The 16,284-nt window shown below is 65.8% G+C and carries 12 protein-coding genes, 3 tRNA genes and 1 pseudogene; 14 read left to right on the top strand and 2 right to left on the bottom strand.

What is annotated here, in order from left to right; all coding sequences use genetic code 11:
• Nucleotides 1-50 precede the first annotated feature (50 nt).
• The 14 genes and pseudogenes from pflB (at nucleotide 51) to BW11_RS04295 (ending at nucleotide 14,429) form a co-directional block, all read left to right on the top strand.
• A complete protein-coding gene (gene pflB / locus BW11_RS04230) occupies nucleotides 51-2,426 on the top strand; it encodes a formate C-acetyltransferase (protein ID WP_043163889.1) in 2,376 nt (791 codons plus the stop codon).
• Between the two features lie 222 nt (nucleotides 2,427-2,648).
• Nucleotides 2,649-3,527, top strand: a complete 879-nt coding sequence (gene pflA / locus BW11_RS04235; protein WP_043163891.1) for a pyruvate formate-lyase-activating protein — start codon at nucleotides 2,649-2,651, stop codon at nucleotides 3,525-3,527.
• A gap of 49 nt (nucleotides 3,528-3,576) precedes the next feature.
• Nucleotides 3,577-4,242 (top strand): DUF3000 family protein, encoded by a 666-nt coding sequence (locus BW11_RS04240; protein WP_043163892.1) that lies wholly within the window; start codon nucleotides 3,577-3,579, stop codon nucleotides 4,240-4,242.
• Nucleotides 4,235-5,548, top strand: coding sequence for an HRDC domain-containing protein (locus BW11_RS04245; RefSeq protein ID WP_043163894.1), 1,314 nt, complete (start codon nucleotides 4,235-4,237; stop codon nucleotides 5,546-5,548). The genes BW11_RS04240 and BW11_RS04245 overlap by 8 nt, the downstream gene beginning before the upstream one ends.
• 53 nt (nucleotides 5,549-5,601) lie before the next feature.
• The gene (tig, locus tag BW11_RS04250; protein WP_140444783.1) at nucleotides 5,602-6,969 is read left to right on the top strand and encodes a trigger factor; all 1,368 of its coding nucleotides are present in this window, start codon (nucleotides 5,602-5,604) and stop codon (nucleotides 6,967-6,969) included.
• Nucleotides 6,970-7,209: 240 nt separating this feature from the next.
• A complete protein-coding gene (locus tag BW11_RS04255; RefSeq protein WP_140444784.1) occupies nucleotides 7,210-8,625 on the top strand; it encodes a chloride channel protein in 1,416 nt (471 codons plus the stop codon).
• 72 nt (nucleotides 8,626-8,697) lie between these two features.
• Entirely contained in the window at nucleotides 8,698-9,312 is a 615-nt protein-coding gene (locus BW11_RS04260; protein WP_107040650.1) for an ATP-dependent Clp protease proteolytic subunit, read from the top strand.
• A gap of 5 nt (nucleotides 9,313-9,317) precedes the next feature.
• Nucleotides 9,318-10,019, top strand: a complete 702-nt coding sequence (locus tag BW11_RS04265) for an ATP-dependent Clp protease proteolytic subunit (RefSeq protein ID WP_140444785.1) — start codon at nucleotides 9,318-9,320, stop codon at nucleotides 10,017-10,019.
• Nucleotides 10,020-10,109: 90 nt separating this feature from the next.
• Nucleotides 10,110-11,423, top strand: a complete 1,314-nt coding sequence (gene clpX / locus BW11_RS04270; protein ID WP_140444786.1) for an ATP-dependent Clp protease ATP-binding subunit ClpX — start codon at nucleotides 10,110-10,112, stop codon at nucleotides 11,421-11,423.
• 107 nt (nucleotides 11,424-11,530) lie between these two features.
• A tRNA-Arg gene (locus tag BW11_RS04275) sits at nucleotides 11,531-11,604 on the top strand.
• 35 nt (nucleotides 11,605-11,639) lie between these two features.
• Nucleotides 11,640-11,713 (top strand) — tRNA-Arg (locus tag BW11_RS04280).
• A 35-nt stretch (nucleotides 11,714-11,748) separates the two neighbouring features.
• Nucleotides 11,749-11,822, top strand: a tRNA-Arg gene (locus BW11_RS04285).
• 159 nt (nucleotides 11,823-11,981) lie between these two features.
• Nucleotides 11,982-13,334 (top strand): annotated as a pseudogene (locus tag BW11_RS04290) (Na+/H+ antiporter NhaA); the annotation flags it as partial.
• A 420-nt stretch (nucleotides 13,335-13,754) separates the two neighbouring features.
• The gene (locus BW11_RS04295; protein WP_219846721.1) at nucleotides 13,755-14,429 is read left to right on the top strand and encodes a TIGR00730 family Rossman fold protein; all 675 of its coding nucleotides are present in this window, start codon (nucleotides 13,755-13,757) and stop codon (nucleotides 14,427-14,429) included.
• A 39-nt stretch (nucleotides 14,430-14,468) separates the two neighbouring features.
• Here BW11_RS04295 and BW11_RS04300 read toward each other — a convergent pair whose 3' ends face one another.
• Entirely contained in the window at nucleotides 14,469-15,140 is a 672-nt protein-coding gene (locus tag BW11_RS04300; protein ID WP_043166595.1) for an O-methyltransferase, read from the bottom strand.
• A gap of 99 nt (nucleotides 15,141-15,239) precedes the next feature.
• Nucleotides 15,240-16,205: a succinate dehydrogenase/fumarate reductase iron-sulfur subunit gene (locus tag BW11_RS04305; protein ID WP_140444789.1), complete on the bottom strand. Its 966-nt coding sequence runs from the start codon at nucleotides 16,203-16,205 to the stop codon at nucleotides 15,240-15,242.
• Nucleotides 16,206-16,284: the final 79 nt, after the last annotated feature.

Raw genomic sequence — 16,284 nt, forward strand, 5'->3', positions numbered from 1 at the left:
AGTAACGACGACAATGGTGCGTCGCAGGAACACAACACCAAGGAGTGGATATGACAGCTGTGGAATCTACCGCGCTCACTCAGGAGGAGCTGGACGCCAAGGCGTGGGACGGCTTCGAGGGAGGCAACTGGCAGAAGGACATCGACGTTCGTGACTTCATCCAGAAGAACTACACCCCGTACGAGGGCGATGAGTCCTTCCTCGCTCCGGCCACCGAGAAGACCAAGCACCTGTGGCAGTACCTCGATGACAACTACCTGGCCGTCGAGCGCAAGCAGCGCGTCTACGACGTGGACACCCACACCCCGGCCGACATCGACGCCTTCCCGGCGGGCTACATCGAGTCCCCGGAGGTCGACAACGTCATCGTCGGTCTGCAGACCGACGTCCCCTGCAAGCGTGCGATGATGCCGAACGGCGGCTGGCGCATGGTCGAGCAGGCCATCCGCGAGGCCGGCAAGGAGCCGGATCCGGAGATCAAGAAGATCTTCACCAAGTACCGCAAGACCCACAACGACGGCGTCTTCGGCGTCTACACCAAGCAGATCAAGGTCGCCCGCCACAACAAGATCCTCACCGGTCTGCCGGACGCCTACGGCCGTGGCCGCATCATCGGCGACTACCGCCGCGTCGCCCTGTACGGCGTCAACAAGCTGATCGCCTTCAAGAAGCGTGACAAGGACTCCGTGCCGTACCGCAACGACTTCACCGAGCCGGAGATCGAGCACTGGATCCGCTTCCGCGAGGAGCACGACGAGCAGATCAAGGCCCTGAAGAAGCTCATCAACCTCGGCAACGAGTACGGCCTCGACCTGACCCGTCCGGCCCAGACCGCCCAGGAGGCCGTGCAGTGGACCTACATGGGCTACCTCGCCTCCATCAAGTCCCAGGACGGCGCCGCCATGTCCTTCGGCCGTAACTCCGCCTTCCTCGACTGCTACATCGAGCGCGACCTCCAGGCCGGCAGGATCACCGAGACCGACGCTCAGGAGCTCATCGACAACATCGTCATGAAGCTCAGGATCGTCCGCTTCCTGCGCACCAAGGACTACGACAACATCTTCTCCGGCGATCCGTACTGGGCGACCTGGTCCGACGCCGGCTTCGGCGACGACGGTCGTCCGCTGGTCACCAAGACCTCGTTCCGTCTGCTCAACACCCTGACCCTCGAGCACCTCGGACCCGGCCCGGAGCCGAACATCACGATCTTCTGGGATCCGAAGCTGCCGGAAGGCTACAAGCGCTTCTGCGCCAAGATCTCCATCGACACCTCGGCCATCCAGTACGAGTCCGACAAGGAGATCCGCGGCCACTGGGGCGACGACGCGGCCATCGCGTGCTGCGTGTCCCCGATGCGCGTCGGCAAGCAGATGCAGTTCTTCGCTGCCCGCGTGAACTCCGCCAAGGCTCTGCTCTACGCGATCAACGGCGGCCGTGACGAGATGACCGGCATGCAGGTCATCGACAAGGGCGTGATCGACCCGATCGCCCCCGAGGCCGACGGCTCCCTGGACTACGAGAAGGTCAAGAACAACTACGAGAAGGCTCTCGAGTGGCTGTCCGAGACCTACGTCATGGCCCTGAACATCATCCACTACATGCACGATAAGTACGCGTACGAGTCCATCGAGATGGCCCTGCACGACAAGGAGGTGTACCGCACCCTCGGCTGCGGCATGTCCGGTCTGTCCATCGCCGCCGACTCCCTCGCCGCGATCAAGTACGCCAAGGTGTACCCGATCACCAACGCCGAGGCCAAGAACCTCGAAGGCCACGAGTACGAGTACGTCGAGGGCGCCGACGACGATCTGGTCGTGGGCTACCGTACCGAGGGCGAGTTCCCGATCTACGGCAACGACGACGACCGCGCCGACGACATCGCCAAGTGGGTCGTCTCCACGGTCATGGGCCAGGTCAAGCGTCTGCCGGTCTACCGCGGCGCCGTCCCGACCCAGTCCATCCTGACGATCACCTCCAACGTCGAGTACGGCAAGAACACCGGTTCCTTCCCGTCCGGCCACAAGAAGGGCACCCCGTACGCCCCGGGCGCCAACCCGGAGAACGGCATGGACTCCCACGGCATGCTGCCGTCCATGTTCTCCGTCGGCAAGATCGACTACAACGACGCGCTTGACGGCATCTCGCTGACCAACACCATCACCCCCGACGGTCTCGGCCGCGACGAGGACGAGCGCATCGGCAACCTGGTCGGCATCCTCGACGCCGGCAACGGCCACGGCCTCTACCACGCGAACATCAACGTGCTGCGCAAGGAGACCATGGAGGACGCCGTCGAGCACCCGGAGAAGTACCCGCACCTGACCGTGCGCGTCTCCGGCTACGCGGTGAACTTCGTCAAGCTCACCAAGGAGCAGCAGCTCGACGTTATCTCCCGCACCTTCCACCAGGGCGCCGTCACCGACTGATCCCTCGGCGATGGGCGACCGCATGAGGCGGTAGGACGAGGAAGGGGTGGGAGTCAAATCCCACCCCTTCCTTCATGGACGGGCGTCCCGTTCATGGATGGGGCCCCGCCTCCGACGCATACCGCACGACCCGCATGTCTCGCACGCCATCCACCGCAATCCAACGACCTACACCACACCACACCACCATCCCGCATCCGCATCATCTGGAGGAGGACAACGATGCCCGAAACCCAGTTCCGCACCACCACGCGCCACATGCTGCGCGAATCCAAGTCGTATGCGTCCCAGACCCTCATGGGGGGACTCTCCGGATTCGAATCCCCGATCGGCCTCGACCGCAGGGACCGCATCGCCGCACTCAAGTCCGGCGACATCGGCTTCGTCCACTCCTGGGACATCAACACGTCCGTCGATGGTCCGGGCACCCGTATGACCGTCTTCATGTCCGGCTGCCCGCTGCGCTGCCAGTACTGCCAGAACCCGGACACCTGGAAGATGCGCGATGGCCAGCCCGTCTACCTCGACGCGATGATCAGGAAGGTCGACCGCTACAAGGATCTGTTCAAGGCCACCCACGGGGGCATCACCTTCTCCGGCGGCGAGTCGATGATGCAGCCGGCGTTCGTCTCGCGCGTGTTCCACGCGGCCAAGGAGATGGGCGTGCATACCTGCCTCGACACCTCCGGCTTCCTCAACACCAACTACACCGACGAGATGCTCGAGGACATCGACCTGTGCCTGCTTGACGTCAAGTCAGGCAACGAGGAGACCTACCACAAGGTCACCGGTGGCGTCCTGCAGCCCACCATCGACTTCGGCCGCAGACTCGCGAAGGCGGGCAAGAAGATCTGGGTCCGTTTCGTGCTCGTGCCGGGACTGACCGACTCCGAGGAGAACGTCGAGCAGGTGGCGAACATCTGCGAGAGCTTCGGCGATGCCGTCGAGCACATCGACGTGCTCGGCTTCCATCAGCTCGGCCGGCCCAAGTGGCATGAGCTGCGCATCCCGTACCCGCTGGAGAACCAGAAGGGGCCGAACGCCGCGCTGCGCGAACGCGTCACGAAGCAGTTCGAGTCCCACGGCTTCACCGTGTATTAATTCACGTGTCGATACCACGAAACCCGAGGCGTGCACGTACGCTGGAGACATGGCCGACATCTATGCGTTTCCCACCGGCGTGAATCCGCGACAGGCCGGACGCAACGCCGCTCCGGACCTGCCGGGGCGGCCTGCCGGCGTGCCCGACGCCGTGTGGAACGCGGTCGAATCGGTCCGTTCCATGCCGAGACTCGACGACGTGCGCTACCGGGAGATCCCCGTCCCCTCGACGCTGTCCGACTACGGCATCGGCGTGGAGCTCGAATCTGGGCCGCACGGGGACGGCAGGGGCTTCCCGCATGATGCTGACCCGCTGACCGATGCCGCTACCGGCTGGATCATGATGCTGTATTCCAACGACTTCCGCTCCGACTGGGGCGCGCACTGGCGCTGCGTCGCCTTCGCGCGTCTGCCGCTGTCCAGCGTCGAGAACGATTCCCTTGCGCCAGGCATGTACTGGGATGACATGTGCGAGCGGATGGAAGGTGCCGTGGAGGGCGTCGAATGCGGAAGCATGGGCGGCACCGTCACCGTCACGCAGAACACCACGTTCGGCTCCCTGGGCGACGGCGATTCCGCCGGATGCGAGATGCGTGTATCCTTTACCCCGGCGGTCCCTACCGGAGTCCACTTCGACGCCGGCGCGTACGTCGCGGCATGGGCCCGCTTCCTGAGATCCACCATCCAATTCAACGAGGGCGCAACCGTTGACTGATTCCAGACAGGAACGACGATCCGAACCGAGACTGCAGACCGAGCCGCGCGGGGGAGTGCCTGCGGTCACCGACACGCTCGCCGGCTACCATCAGGCGTGCGAGGCGCTGGCGGCCGCCTCGGGCTCGCTGGCCGCCGACGCCGAACGGGCCTCCGGCTTCCGATACGGGCATGAGGACTGGCTCATCCAGTTCAAGCGCGAGGGCGCCGGCATCTTCCTGCTCGACCCCGTGGCGCTCACCCGGGCCGGTGCCGACTGGCACGAATTCAACGACGCCGTCGGCGATGCCGTCTGGATCCTGCACGATGCGATGATGGACCTGCCGGGCTTCGCCGACATCGGCCTGAAGCCGCGGCGGCTCTTCGACACCGAATTGTCCGCGCGCCTGCTCGGTCTGCATCGCTTCGGACTCGCCGCGGTCACCGAGCACTACCTCGGCATCACCCTCGCCAAGGAGCATTCGGCCGCCGACTGGTCGTATCGTCCGCTGCCCCGCGACTGGCGCAACTACGCCGCCCTCGACGTCGAGCTGCTGATCGAGCTCGAGCGGCTCATGCGCGCCGACCTCGAACGACAGGGCAAGATCGAATGGGCCGAGGAGGAGTTCCGCCACATCCTCGACGAGGGCACCTCCGGCGTGCCCCGGCACCAGCATCCGATCCCATGGCTGCGCATCTCCCACATCACCAGACTCGGACGCGACCGTCGCGGACTGGCCGTGGCCCGCGCCCTGTGGACCAAGCGCGACGAGCTGGCGCGCCGATACGACATCGCGCCGACGCTGCTGCTGTCCGACGCCTCCATCATCGAGGCCGCCGAGAGGAAGCCCCGCAACGCCCGCGAGTTCCGCATGGTGCGTTCGCTCAACGAACGCGTGCGCATCCATACGGGGGGCGAGCAGGACAAGATGTTCGAGCGCTACGCCCCGATCCAGCGCATCGTCAAGCCGTCCGTATGGAAGACCACGATCCAGGAGGCGCTGGCGCTGCCGGAGCGCGATCTGCCGTCCATGCCGGCCATGGGATGCCAGGGGGAGGGTGAGTCCAACGCGCCGCGCGCGATGCGCCTGTGGGACCGCCGGCCCGAACGTCGGGAGCGCCTGCAGCGCGTGCGCCGCGTCATCAACCAGATAGCCGAGGACACGCGCACGCCCGCCGAGGTCATCATCAAGCCGCAGATCGTGCGCAACCTGTGCTGGACCGACGATCCGGCCGGGCGGGACGTGGCCGCGTTCCTCAGGGAGCAGGGCGCGCGCGACTGGCAGGTGCGTCTGATCGCCGCGTCCGTGTCGCGCGCTATACTATGACGGTTGCCTTCGGGCAGATATAGGACACATACGATTTTTCAGGAGCGTTTAGCGTGAAGATCAGCGTTCGTAACCTCGAACCCACCAAGGTGAAGCTCACCATCACCGTCGAACCGGAGGAGTTCGACCCGTACCTCGATGCCGCCCGCAAGGACATCGCCAAGCAGGTGAACGTGCCGGGCTTCCGCAAGGGTCACGTTCCGGGCAAGATCATCGATCAGCGTTTCGGCTTCGGCGCCGTCGCCGGCCAGGCTGTCAACGATGGCGTGCCGGAGCTCTACTCCAAGGCTCTGGAGGAGAAGAAGATCCACCCGATGGCCCAGCCGGAGTTCGACGTCACCGACGTTCCGCAGTCCGCCAAGGACGAGACCAAGCTCAAGTTCACCGCCACCGTCGAGCGTCGCCCGGAGATCGAGCTGCCCGAGCTCGACGGCATGGAGATCGCCATCGCCGCCCCGGAGGTCACCGACGAGGACGTCGACAAGCGTCTCGAGACCCTGCGTCAGCGCTTCGGCACCCTGGTGGGCGTCGACCGTCCGGCCGCCAAGGGCGACTACGCGAACATCGACCTGTCCGCCGAGATCAACGGCGAGGTCGTCGACTCCCAGGAGGGCGTGAGCTACGAGCTCGGCTCCAACACGATGCTCGACGGTCTGGATGAGGCCCTCGACGGCCTGTCCGCCGGCGAGGAGACCACCTTCGAGGGCACGCTGGAGGCCGGCGAGCACGAGGGCGAGAAGGCCACCGTCAAGGTCAAGGTCAACTCCGTGAAGGCCGAGGAGCTCCCCGAGCTCGACGACGACTTCGCCCAGGAGGCCTCCGAGTTCGACACGCTCGACGAGCTCAAGGCCGACATCCGCAAGGCCGCCGGCGAGGACGCCAAGGGCCGTCAGGCCACCGAGGCGCGTGACGCCTTCCTCGCCAAGCTGGCCGAGGGCCTCGAGATCCCGGTGCCGAAGGGCGTGAAGGCCGCGGCCGTCGAGGAGCACCTCAAGGGTCTGACCCCGGATCCGGAGAAGGCCACCGACGAGCAGAAGCAGCAGGCCGAGGAGGGCGCCGAGAAGGAGCTCAAGGACCAGATCCTGCTTGACACGCTCGCCGAGAAGATGGACGTCCAGGTCTCCCAGGCCGACGTGTTCAACTTCCTCGCCTCCATCGCCCAGCAGTACGGCATGGATCCGAACGCCTTCATCCAGGCGATCATCAAGAACGGCCAGCTCGGCTCCGCCGTGCAGGAGGTCGGCCGCTCCAAGGGTCTGCTGGCCGGCATGCGCGCCGTGAAGTTCACCGCCAACGGCGAGGAGGTCGACCTGTCCGCCTTCCTCGGCGAGGCCGCCGAGGATGAGGAGGCCGAGTCCGTCGAGGCCGCGTCCGCCGCCGCCGCGGTCGCCGACGAGCTGTCCGCCAAGGACGGCGAGTGATCGGCGAATCGTGACCGGTCATCCGTCTGAACGGGTATGAAGGGGTTGGAGCCACATCGGTTCCAACCCCTTTCGCATTGTTCGCCCTCGCCTTCGAGCGGATACCCCGCGTATCCGTGCCGTCGTCGTCGAGTGCTTATGTAAACGGCGTCGTTACATGCCGGCGAGTATGGTGAAATAAAAATTTCACGGCATTGTCGTGTGAAAGAAAACAATGCTTCGATACGGGATGGGAGAGACATGCAGCGGACCGTTGACTTCAGGCGCATGGGATGGCTGACCTGCGCCACCCTGGCGCTCGGCGCACTGATAGGCGCGGGCGCCGGACTGCTCACGCTTCTGCTCTACGGCGTGGAGCACGTGATGCTCGGCTACATCGAGGGATCGGAGCTGCCCGGTCCGTTCGGCGTCCCGGGTGTGCGACGCGCGATCTCCGTGACCGTCGGACTCACGATCGCGGGCGTCATCTGGTATCTGCTGCGCACGAGGACCGCCAGAGTGCCGTCGGTCAAGAAGGCCGTGGCGGGGGCGCGCATGCCATGGTGGCAGACCATCGTGCACGTCGTGCTGCAGATCTTCATCGTCGGCTCCGGCGCGTCGATCGGCCGCGAGGTCGCCCCGCGCGAACTCGGCGCCATGCTCGCCCAGCGTTTCTGCGATCTGTTCCGCATCGGCGCGGACGGTTCCGACGCGGGCGCGATCGACCGGCGCATGATCGTGGCCGTCGCCGCCGGCGCCGGTCTGGGCGGCGTCTACAACGCCCCCCTGGCCGGCATGTTCTTCGCCGTGGAGATCCTGCTGGTCGACGTGACCATCGAGAAGGTCGCATTCGGCCTGGGCATGTCCGCGACGGCCGCGTTCGTCGCATCCCTGATCAAGGGACGCCACACCTTCTACGACATCACCGCGATGCAGCCCCAATCCACGCCCAGCCTGATGCTGTTCGCCCTGCTGTGCGGTGCGGCATGCGGCGTGGCGGGCGCCCTCTTCCGCAGGGGATCGTCATGGGCGAGCGCGCACCAGCCCAAGGACACGGCCATCCTGTGGCAGATGCCTCTGGCCGGCGTGCTGACCGGCCTCGTCGCGCTCCTCGTCCCGCAGGTCATGGGCAACGGACGTGCGGCGGCCCAACTGGGATTCTCCACCTTCCTGCCCGAGATCGCCGGTCTGTCCGGAGCCGCGCAGTCCGCGCAGTCCGCGGCCGCATCGCCGTGGACCCTGCTCGCCTCGAACGCGGGGAGTGCGCCGAACGCCGGCGGCACGCTCACGCTCGCCGGCTGGTGGGCCATTCTCGGCGTGCTGGCGCTCACCTTCGTGGCCAAGACCGTCATGACGCTCCTGACGATCCGCTCCGGCGCCTCCGGCGGCGTGCTCCAGCCGGGCATCGCCCTCGGCTCCACCCTGGGGGCGATGCTGGGACTCGTCTGGATGTTCGTCTTCCCGACCGACTCGGTGACCGCCTGCGCCCTGATCGGCGCCGCCGCACTGCTGTCGGCATCCCAGCAGGCGCCGCTGATGGCCATGTGCCTCGTCATGGAGCTGACCGAGGCGCCCATCTCCTTCTTCGTGCCCGTCGGACTGGGCGTCGCCGCCTCGGCGTTCGTCTCGCAGTGGATGCTGTCGCGCACTACGCGTCGAGCCGAAAACGGGCGCTGATGCGCCGGCCGTCGCTTGAAGGCGGTAGTCTTGACAGTTGTTTACGACTGAATATTCGAAATGGAGAACAAGGTGAGCAACACTCTTGCAACCCTTCCGACCATGGCGGGCGAGGACGCGCCGGCCGGATTCGCCGATCCGATCTTCAACCGTCTGCTCAAGGACCGCATCATCTGGATGGGCGAGGAGGTCAAGGACGATATGGCCAACCGCATCTGCGCGCAGATGCTGATGCTGGCCGCGGAGGATCCGAAGAAGGACATCTGGCTGTACATCAACTCGCCCGGCGGCTCCATCACCGCCGGCATGGCCATCTACGACACGATGCAGCTCATCGAGCCGGACGTGGCGACCGTGGGCCTTGGCATGTGCGCCTCGATGGGCCAGTTCCTGCTGAGCTCCGGCACCAAGGGCAAGCGCTTCCTGACCTCGCACGCCCGAGTGCTCATGCACCAGCCCTCGGGCGGCATCGGCGGCACCACCACCGATGTGCGCATCAACGCCGAGCTCATCATGGACATGAAGAAGACCATGAGCGAGCTGACCGCCGAGCAGACGGGCCACACCGTCGAGGAGATCTACCGCGACAACGAGTACGATCACTGGTTCACCGCCAGCGAGGCGCTGGAGTACGGTTTCGTGGACAAGATCATCACCACGCACGATTCGATGACGAAGGGAGAATGACAAGCATGGCAAGTGAGGAAGCGAGGTTCGCCGCCCGCGCCGACCGTCTGGCCGGCCCCGCCGGAGTCGTCGGCTTCATGCCGGCCGCCCGTCGCGAGGCCGCGTTCGCCCCGCAGAACCGGTACATCCTGCCGCAGTTCGAGGAGAAGACCCCGTACGGCTTCAAGAGGCAGGACCCGTACACGCGTCTGTTCGAGGACCGCATCATCTTCATGGGCGTGCAGGTGGACGACACCTCCGCCGACGACATCATGGCCCAGCTGCTCGTGCTCGAATCCCAGGATCCGAATCGCGACGTGATGATGTACATCAACTCGCCCGGCGGCTCGATGACGGCCATGACCGCCATCTACGACACGATGCAGTACATCAAGCCCGACGTGCAGACCGTCTGCCTCGGCCAGGCGGCCTCCGCGGCCGCCATCCTGCTCGCCGCCGGCACGAAGGGCAAGCGTCTGATGCTGCCCAACGCCCGCGTGCTCATCCAACAGCCGGCCATCGACCAGGGCTTCGGCAAGGCCACCGAGATCGAGATCCAGGCGCGCGAGATGCTGCGCATGCGCGAATGGCTCGAGAACACCCTCGCCAAGCACACCGGTCAGGACGTCGAGAGGATCCGCAAGGACATCGAGGTCGACACGTTCCTCACGGCCCAGGAGGCCAAGGACTACGGCATCGTCGACGAGGTGCTCGAACACCGCCAGTAGGCGGTTCCGCCAATACCCCCGGCCATTGGGCGCCGGGGGTATTGTTGTACTTCGACCACGGTAGCGCATACACCGATAGGGGGCAGATGCATGGGACGTGCGATGAGCTATGACGATGAGGTTCCGGCCTGCACGTTCTGCGGCAAGACCGAGCATCAGGTGCGCAAGCTCGTCACCGGTCAGGGGGCGGCGATCTGTGACGAGTGCATCGAGCTGTGCGTCGGCATCATCTCGGAGGAGCGCCGCAAGGACGCTGAGATCAACGCGCTGCAGCTGCCCAAGCCCATGCAGATCAGCGCGTATCTCGACCGCTACGTGATCGGCCAGCAGGAGGCCAAGCGGGCGTTGTCGGTCGCCGTGTACAACCACTACAAGCGGGTCAACATGGAGCTGGACGAGGCTGCCGGACAGCTCGACCGCGCCCACACCGGGGTGTTCGGCTCCGACGCCGCCGATCCGCTGGCGGACGTCGAGGTCTCCAAATCGAACATCCTGCTGATGGGGCCCACCGGCGTGGGCAAGACCTATCTGGCCCAATCGCTCGCCAAAGTGATGAACGTGCCGTTCGTCGTCACCGACGCCACCACGCTCACCGAGGCCGGATACGTCGGCGACGATGTCGAGACGATCCTCCAGCGGCTCATCCAGGCGGCCGACGGCGACGTGTCCCGCGCCGAGCACGGCATCATCTACATCGACGAGATCGACAAGATCGCCCGCAAATCCGGCGAGAACACCTCCATCACGCGCGACGTGTCCGGCGAGGGCGTCCAGCAGGCGCTGCTCAAGATCCTGGAGGGCACCATCGCCTCGGTGCCCGAGGAGGGCACGCGCAAGCACCGCGATCAGGAGACGGTGCAGATCAACACCCGCGGCATCCTGTTCATCTGCGCAGGCGCGTTCGTGGGACTGGCGGACATCGTCAAGAACCGTCTGGGGGCCCACGAGAGCGGCTTCTGCGCGACGTGGCGCGACAATCAGATTCCGGACAGGGAACTGCTGCGCCATGTCACCGCCGACGATCTCGCCGACTTCGGCCTGCTGCCCGAGTTCATCGGAAGACTTCCCGTCATCAGCGTCCTCGATGAACTGACCGAGGACGATCTGGCCGCCGTACTCGTGCAGCCGGCCAATTCGCTCGTCAAGCAGTACATGAAGCTGTTCGCCGTCGACGGCGTGGATCTCGCCTTCACGCAGAAGGCGATCCGCGCGATCGCCGCCACCGCGATCAGTCAGGGCACCGGTGCGCGCGGCCTGCGCTCGATCATCGAACGCACGCTGCAGGACACGATGTTCCGCCTGCCGAGCATGCCGGACGTCGGGCAGGTGATCGTCGACGAGGCGGCCGTGCTCGGCAGAGCCGAACCGAAGCTGGTGCGTTCGGAACAGCTCAAAACCGCATGATACCGGGCTTTTGGGCGGTCTTCCGCATCGATCGGCAATCGCGACACGCCGAGTTGCGGATCGATTGAAAGCATGTAATATATGTCGAGTTGCCTCGAGGACAACATGCGCCGGTAGCCCAGCGGATTAGAGCAGCTGACTACGGATCAGCAGGTCGCAGGTTCGAATCCTGTCCGGCGCACACCTCTTCACCGCAAGAGGATAAACAAGCGGTATGCGCCGGTAGCCCAGCGGATTAGAGCAGCTGACTACGGATCAGCAGGTCGCAGGTTCGAATCCTGTCCGGCGCACACCTCTTCACCGCAAGAGGATAAACAAGCGGTATGCGCCGGTAGCCCAGCGGATTAGAGCAGCTGACTACGGATCAGCAGGTCGCAGGTTCGAATCCTGTCCGGCGCACGCGCAACAAGCCCTGATGGTGTAGCATCGGGGCTTTTCCTTTTCTCCATCTCTTTTTCTGTCGATCATCCGACGACCACGTGACCAAGCTCGGGGCGAAACGCCGTTCATGACGTTCCGGTACCCTTGTATGGGTATGGCCTAGGAACGGGAGGGATGATGACGACTGATCGCGATAGCGGACACACTTCGGGATTCTGGGGAACCATCCACCGTATAGCGGCGTCCGATCGCGTATCCGGTCTGGTCATGCTCGGCTTCGCGCTCGTCGGACTGGTGCTCGCGAACCTTCCCGCCACGGCGCACCTGTTCGAGACGATCGCTGAGACGCATATCGCGGTCCCGTACACGAATCTCGACCTTCCCGTCGGTCACTGGGCGCAGGACGGCCTGCTGACCATCTTCTTCCTGACCGTCGGGCTTGAACTCAAGCAGGAGCTCACCACCGGATCGCTGGCCAATCCCAAGGCCGCGGCGGTGCCGATGCTGTGCGCCGTGGGCGGCATGCTGACCCCACCGGTGCTGTTCATCGCGGTCACCGCGCTGTTCTCGCAGTACGGTCCGGGATCGGTGGGCGACCTTCTGCTGATCACCACCGGCAGCAACATCCCGTTCGGCGAGATGATCCGAGGATGGGCGGTGCCCACCGCCACGGACATCGCGTTCTCTCTGGCGGTCCTCGCCCTGTTCGCCAAGGCGCTGCCCGGATCCATCAGGGCGTTCCTCATGACGCTCGCCACGGTAGACGATCTGCTGGCGATCATCCTGATCGCCGTGTTCTTCTCGTCGCTCAACGCCTGGTACTGGTTCATCGGCATCGCCCTGTGCGCTGCGGCATGGGCGTTCCTCGTTCGTCTCAAGCGCGTGCCCTGGCCGCTGGTGGCCGTCGTGGGACTGCTCGCATGGACCTGCATGTTCGAAGCCGGGGTGCATCCCACGCTGGCGGGCGTGCTGGTCGGATTGCTCACCCCCTCGCGTGAGATGCACGGCGAGGCCTCGCCGCGCGCCTCACGTTACGCGGAGAAGCTCCAGCCGTTCTCCGCGCTGCTGGCGCTGCCGATCTTCGCCCTGTTCGCGACCGGCGTGCACTTCGAATCGCTGACCCCCGAACTGATGCTCTCGCCACTGGTGCTCGCATTGATCGTGGCCCTTGTGGTGGGCAAGCCCCTGGGCATCATGGCGACGGCATGGATCGCCACGCACGTCGCGGGGCTCAGCATGGCCAAGGGGCTGCGCGTGCGCGACATGCTCCCCGCGGCCTGCGCCTGCGGCATCGGCTTCACCGTGTCGTTCCTGATCGCCTCGCTGGCCTACGACAATCCCGAGCTGTCGGCCGAGGCACGATTCGGCGTGCTGGCGGGATCGTTGATCGCCGCCGCCATATCGGGCGTATTGCTCAACCGTCAGTCCAGGCGGTACGAGCGTGCGAACGCCCGTCGCCGCATCGACGAGGAGATCGAACAGCTGGAGACCGAACACGTCACCATCCTTCCGGACGGCACGGTCAGGGTCGACATCGACGCGTTCACCCCCGAGCAGCTCGCGGAGCTCAAGGCACGTCGTGAGGAGAGAAGACGTCGTCTGGAGGGAGCGGCGAAGACGGCTTCCGATGATGGGTCGAAGCCCGTGCACCGGCGGCTGATCAGACGCCTGCGCTGGCGGCGTCGTCATCGCTGAAGACGGACGCGAATCCGAACACGGGGCAGGCCGGATGAGGGACGCCCCCGTGGCGGGCGTGGATAAGGATGGATATTGAGAAGGAGTCTGCCGATGAGCGGGACGAAGACAACAAACCGGACGGATCCAACGGGTGACGTGGACGCGACGGCCGTGCAGGATGAATCGCACACGTCGGGTGCGTCAGGGGCATCGGATGCGTCGGCGCCGTACGACCGGACGTATCAGCGCGGACCGGTCATCCTGCGCGGGGACATGATCCCCGCCGACAGTTCGACCGCCAACCTGCTGCGCTCCGATGAGAGCACCGACTGGCTGCACATGGATCCATGGCGCGTGCTGCGCATCCAATCCGAATTCGTCGACGGCTTCGGCGCCCTGGCCGAGCTCGGACCCGCCGTGTCGATCTTCGGATCCGCACGCACCCCGGCCGACTCGCCGGATTACGAGGCGGCCCGCGCCATGGGCGAGCGGCTCGCCGGCAGAGGGGTCGCGGTCATCACCGGGGGAGGCCCCGGCATCATGGAGGCGGCGAACAAGGGAGCGGCGATGGCCGGCGGCAAGTCGGTGGGGCTCGGCATCGAACTGCCGCACGAGCAGGGCATCAACGACTACGTGAACCTCGGCATGAGCTTCCGGTACTTCTTCGTACGCAAGCTCATGTTCGTGAAGTACTCGTCCGGCATCATCGTATGCCCGGGAGGCTTCGGCACGCTCGACGAGACGTTCGAGGTGCTCACGCTCGTGCAGACGCACAAGGTGGCGCGCATGCCGGTCGTGATGTTCGGCAGATCCTACTGGCAGGGCCTGCTCGACTGGCTGAACGGGCCGGTGAGGGACCGTGGCATGATCTCGGGCGTGGACCCGAAGCTGGTGACGATCACGGACGATGTGGACGAGGCGGTCGAGATCGCAGCCGGCGCCCTGTGACCGACCGGCACCAGCCGCGGCTCGGTTGTCCGTAACCGGTCAGTTCATGACGGCGACGAGCAGGCCCGTGCCGATCGCCGTCAGCGTGGAGGAGAACCGGTCGTCCGATTCGACGGCGTCGATCAGCGCCCTCATCGCGGTGGCCTTCTCGCCACGGTCGGCGGGATCGGGCACGCCGCCGTGGATCACGGAGTCCTCGAAGGCGAGCACATCGGTGAACACGATGGCGCCATGCCCGCGCAGCAGCCGCGGCGCCTGTTCGAACGTGGTCGCGTAGTTGCCCGCATCCCCGGAGACGACGATCAGATCATAGTTCGCGCCGTTGAGACGGGGGAGGAACACTCGGGCCGGCGCGTTCACCGCGCGCAGCTTCGTCGACGTGGTGTCCTGCGCGCGATCGAACGCCCTACGTACCAGGGCGATGCCCTGCGTGGACGAGTCGACCGCGGTCAGCTGGCCTTCGCCGTCCAGTCCGTTGGCGAGCTCGAGCGTGTCGACGACCGAACCGGTGCCCACGGCGATCACCGAACGGGCACGGGTGATGCGCACCAGCATGGACAGGAAGACGGCCTGCGAGGCGCAGGCCTGCGGCAGTCCCGACTCCTCGGCGCTGGAACGTGCGTCACGCATCTCCTGTGATTGCGCGGCGAGCGCGTGGTCCTCCACGTACCGCCATGCCTGGGTCAGATTCGTGTACTGCTTCCTATCCATAACCGTCCATGTTCCTTGAAGATGGGGCCGCCGGAGCCCCGAAAAGAATGGTCCCGTCCGTGGCGTCGGCGACGCTTCGCGCGACGCCGGCCACAGCCGCTAGCGTTCGCGCACCTTGGCGACGATCTGCCACATCTCCTCGCCGACGTCGATGCCGCGCGGGCACTGACGGGTGCAGGCGCGCACCGACTGACAGGCCGCCACGCCGTCGGCGGTGTCGATCGCGTCCATACGGGCCATCGACTGCGTGTCGCGCGAATCGTTGATGAAACGGCTGGCCCAGATGAGCGCGGCGGGGCCGATGAACGCGTCGCCGCCGGCGAACACGGGGCAGGAGCCCTCGCACACGCCGCAGGCGATGCAGTTGCTCAGCTGCTCGTATCTGGCCAGCTGATCGGGGCGCTGCAGGTATTCGAACACGTCCACCTTGCCGTCCTCGGTGGTGGCGAGCGTGCCGGACGCCTCAAGATACGGCCTGAGCCTTCTGATCTGGTCGAGCATCGGGTCGATGTCGGCGATGAGGTCGCGCTGCACGGGGAAGCCGGGCAGCGGGCCGAGTTCGATGACGCCGAGGCTGCCGTCCCCGGCGCATGCGTCGTCGACGTCATCGGCGGACCTGGGGTCGCAAGCGGGCTCGCCGGTATGGCGGAATCCCTCGTCGTCGGCCATGCCGGCCGCGGGGGAGGCGGGACGTTTCGCCCAGTCCCTGAGCGTGGCGGTGCACAGCAGGTTCGGGGTGCCGTTGATCGACACCGCATCCGAGCCGCACATGCCGTGGCCGCACGAATAGCGGAAGGCGAGCGTCGGATCGACGGTGCGCTTGATGGTCATCAGGCAGTCGAGCACGGTGTCCTCGGGGCGTGCCGGAATCGTGTACTCCTGTACCCACTGCTTGCCGCGGGGCCGGCGGCGCGACGCGGCCGCGGCGCCGGCCGATCCGCCGAACGGCGAACTCCTGCGGGCGAAGGGGCTGCCCGAGCGCGTCCTGTCGCGTTCACGCTCGGGGCGTGGCGCGAACCGGTTCACCTTCAAAGTCACCGTGGTCACGTTCGTGCTGGTCGTCATGCGCGCGCCTCCTGCCAAAAACACTGCCAAAACAACTCTCCATTGTGACACACCGCATGGTCGGGACGTCTCCGTGTCG

Origin of the sequence: Bifidobacterium sp. UTCIF-38 (assembly GCF_006454495.1) — a bacterium.
GTDB lineage: Bacteria > Actinomycetota > Actinomycetes > Actinomycetales > Bifidobacteriaceae > Bifidobacterium > Bifidobacterium callitrichos.

Excerpts from the sequence above, each read along its gene's own strand:
- BW11_RS04255 (WP_140444784.1), top strand. The coding sequence starts at position 7,210 with ATGCAGCGGACCGTTGACTTCAGGCGCATGGGATGGCTGACCTGCGCC.
- BW11_RS04305 (WP_140444789.1), bottom strand. The coding sequence starts at position 16,205 with ATGACGACCAGCACGAACGTGACCACGGTGACTTTGAAGGTGAACCGG.
- BW11_RS04240 (WP_043163892.1), top strand. The coding sequence starts at position 3,577 with ATGGCCGACATCTATGCGTTTCCCACCGGCGTGAATCCGCGACAGGCC.
- BW11_RS04295 (WP_219846721.1), top strand. The coding sequence starts at position 13,755 with ATGATCCCCGCCGACAGTTCGACCGCCAACCTGCTGCGCTCCGATGAG.
- pflB (WP_043163889.1), top strand. The coding sequence starts at position 51 with ATGACAGCTGTGGAATCTACCGCGCTCACTCAGGAGGAGCTGGACGCC.
- pflA (WP_043163891.1), top strand. The coding sequence starts at position 2,649 with ATGCCCGAAACCCAGTTCCGCACCACCACGCGCCACATGCTGCGCGAA.
- clpX (WP_140444786.1), top strand. The coding sequence starts at position 10,110 with ATGGGACGTGCGATGAGCTATGACGATGAGGTTCCGGCCTGCACGTTC.
- BW11_RS04300 (WP_043166595.1), bottom strand. The coding sequence starts at position 15,140 with ATGGATAGGAAGCAGTACACGAATCTGACCCAGGCATGGCGGTACGTG.
- BW11_RS04265 (WP_140444785.1), top strand. The coding sequence starts at position 9,318 with ATGGCAAGTGAGGAAGCGAGGTTCGCCGCCCGCGCCGACCGTCTGGCC.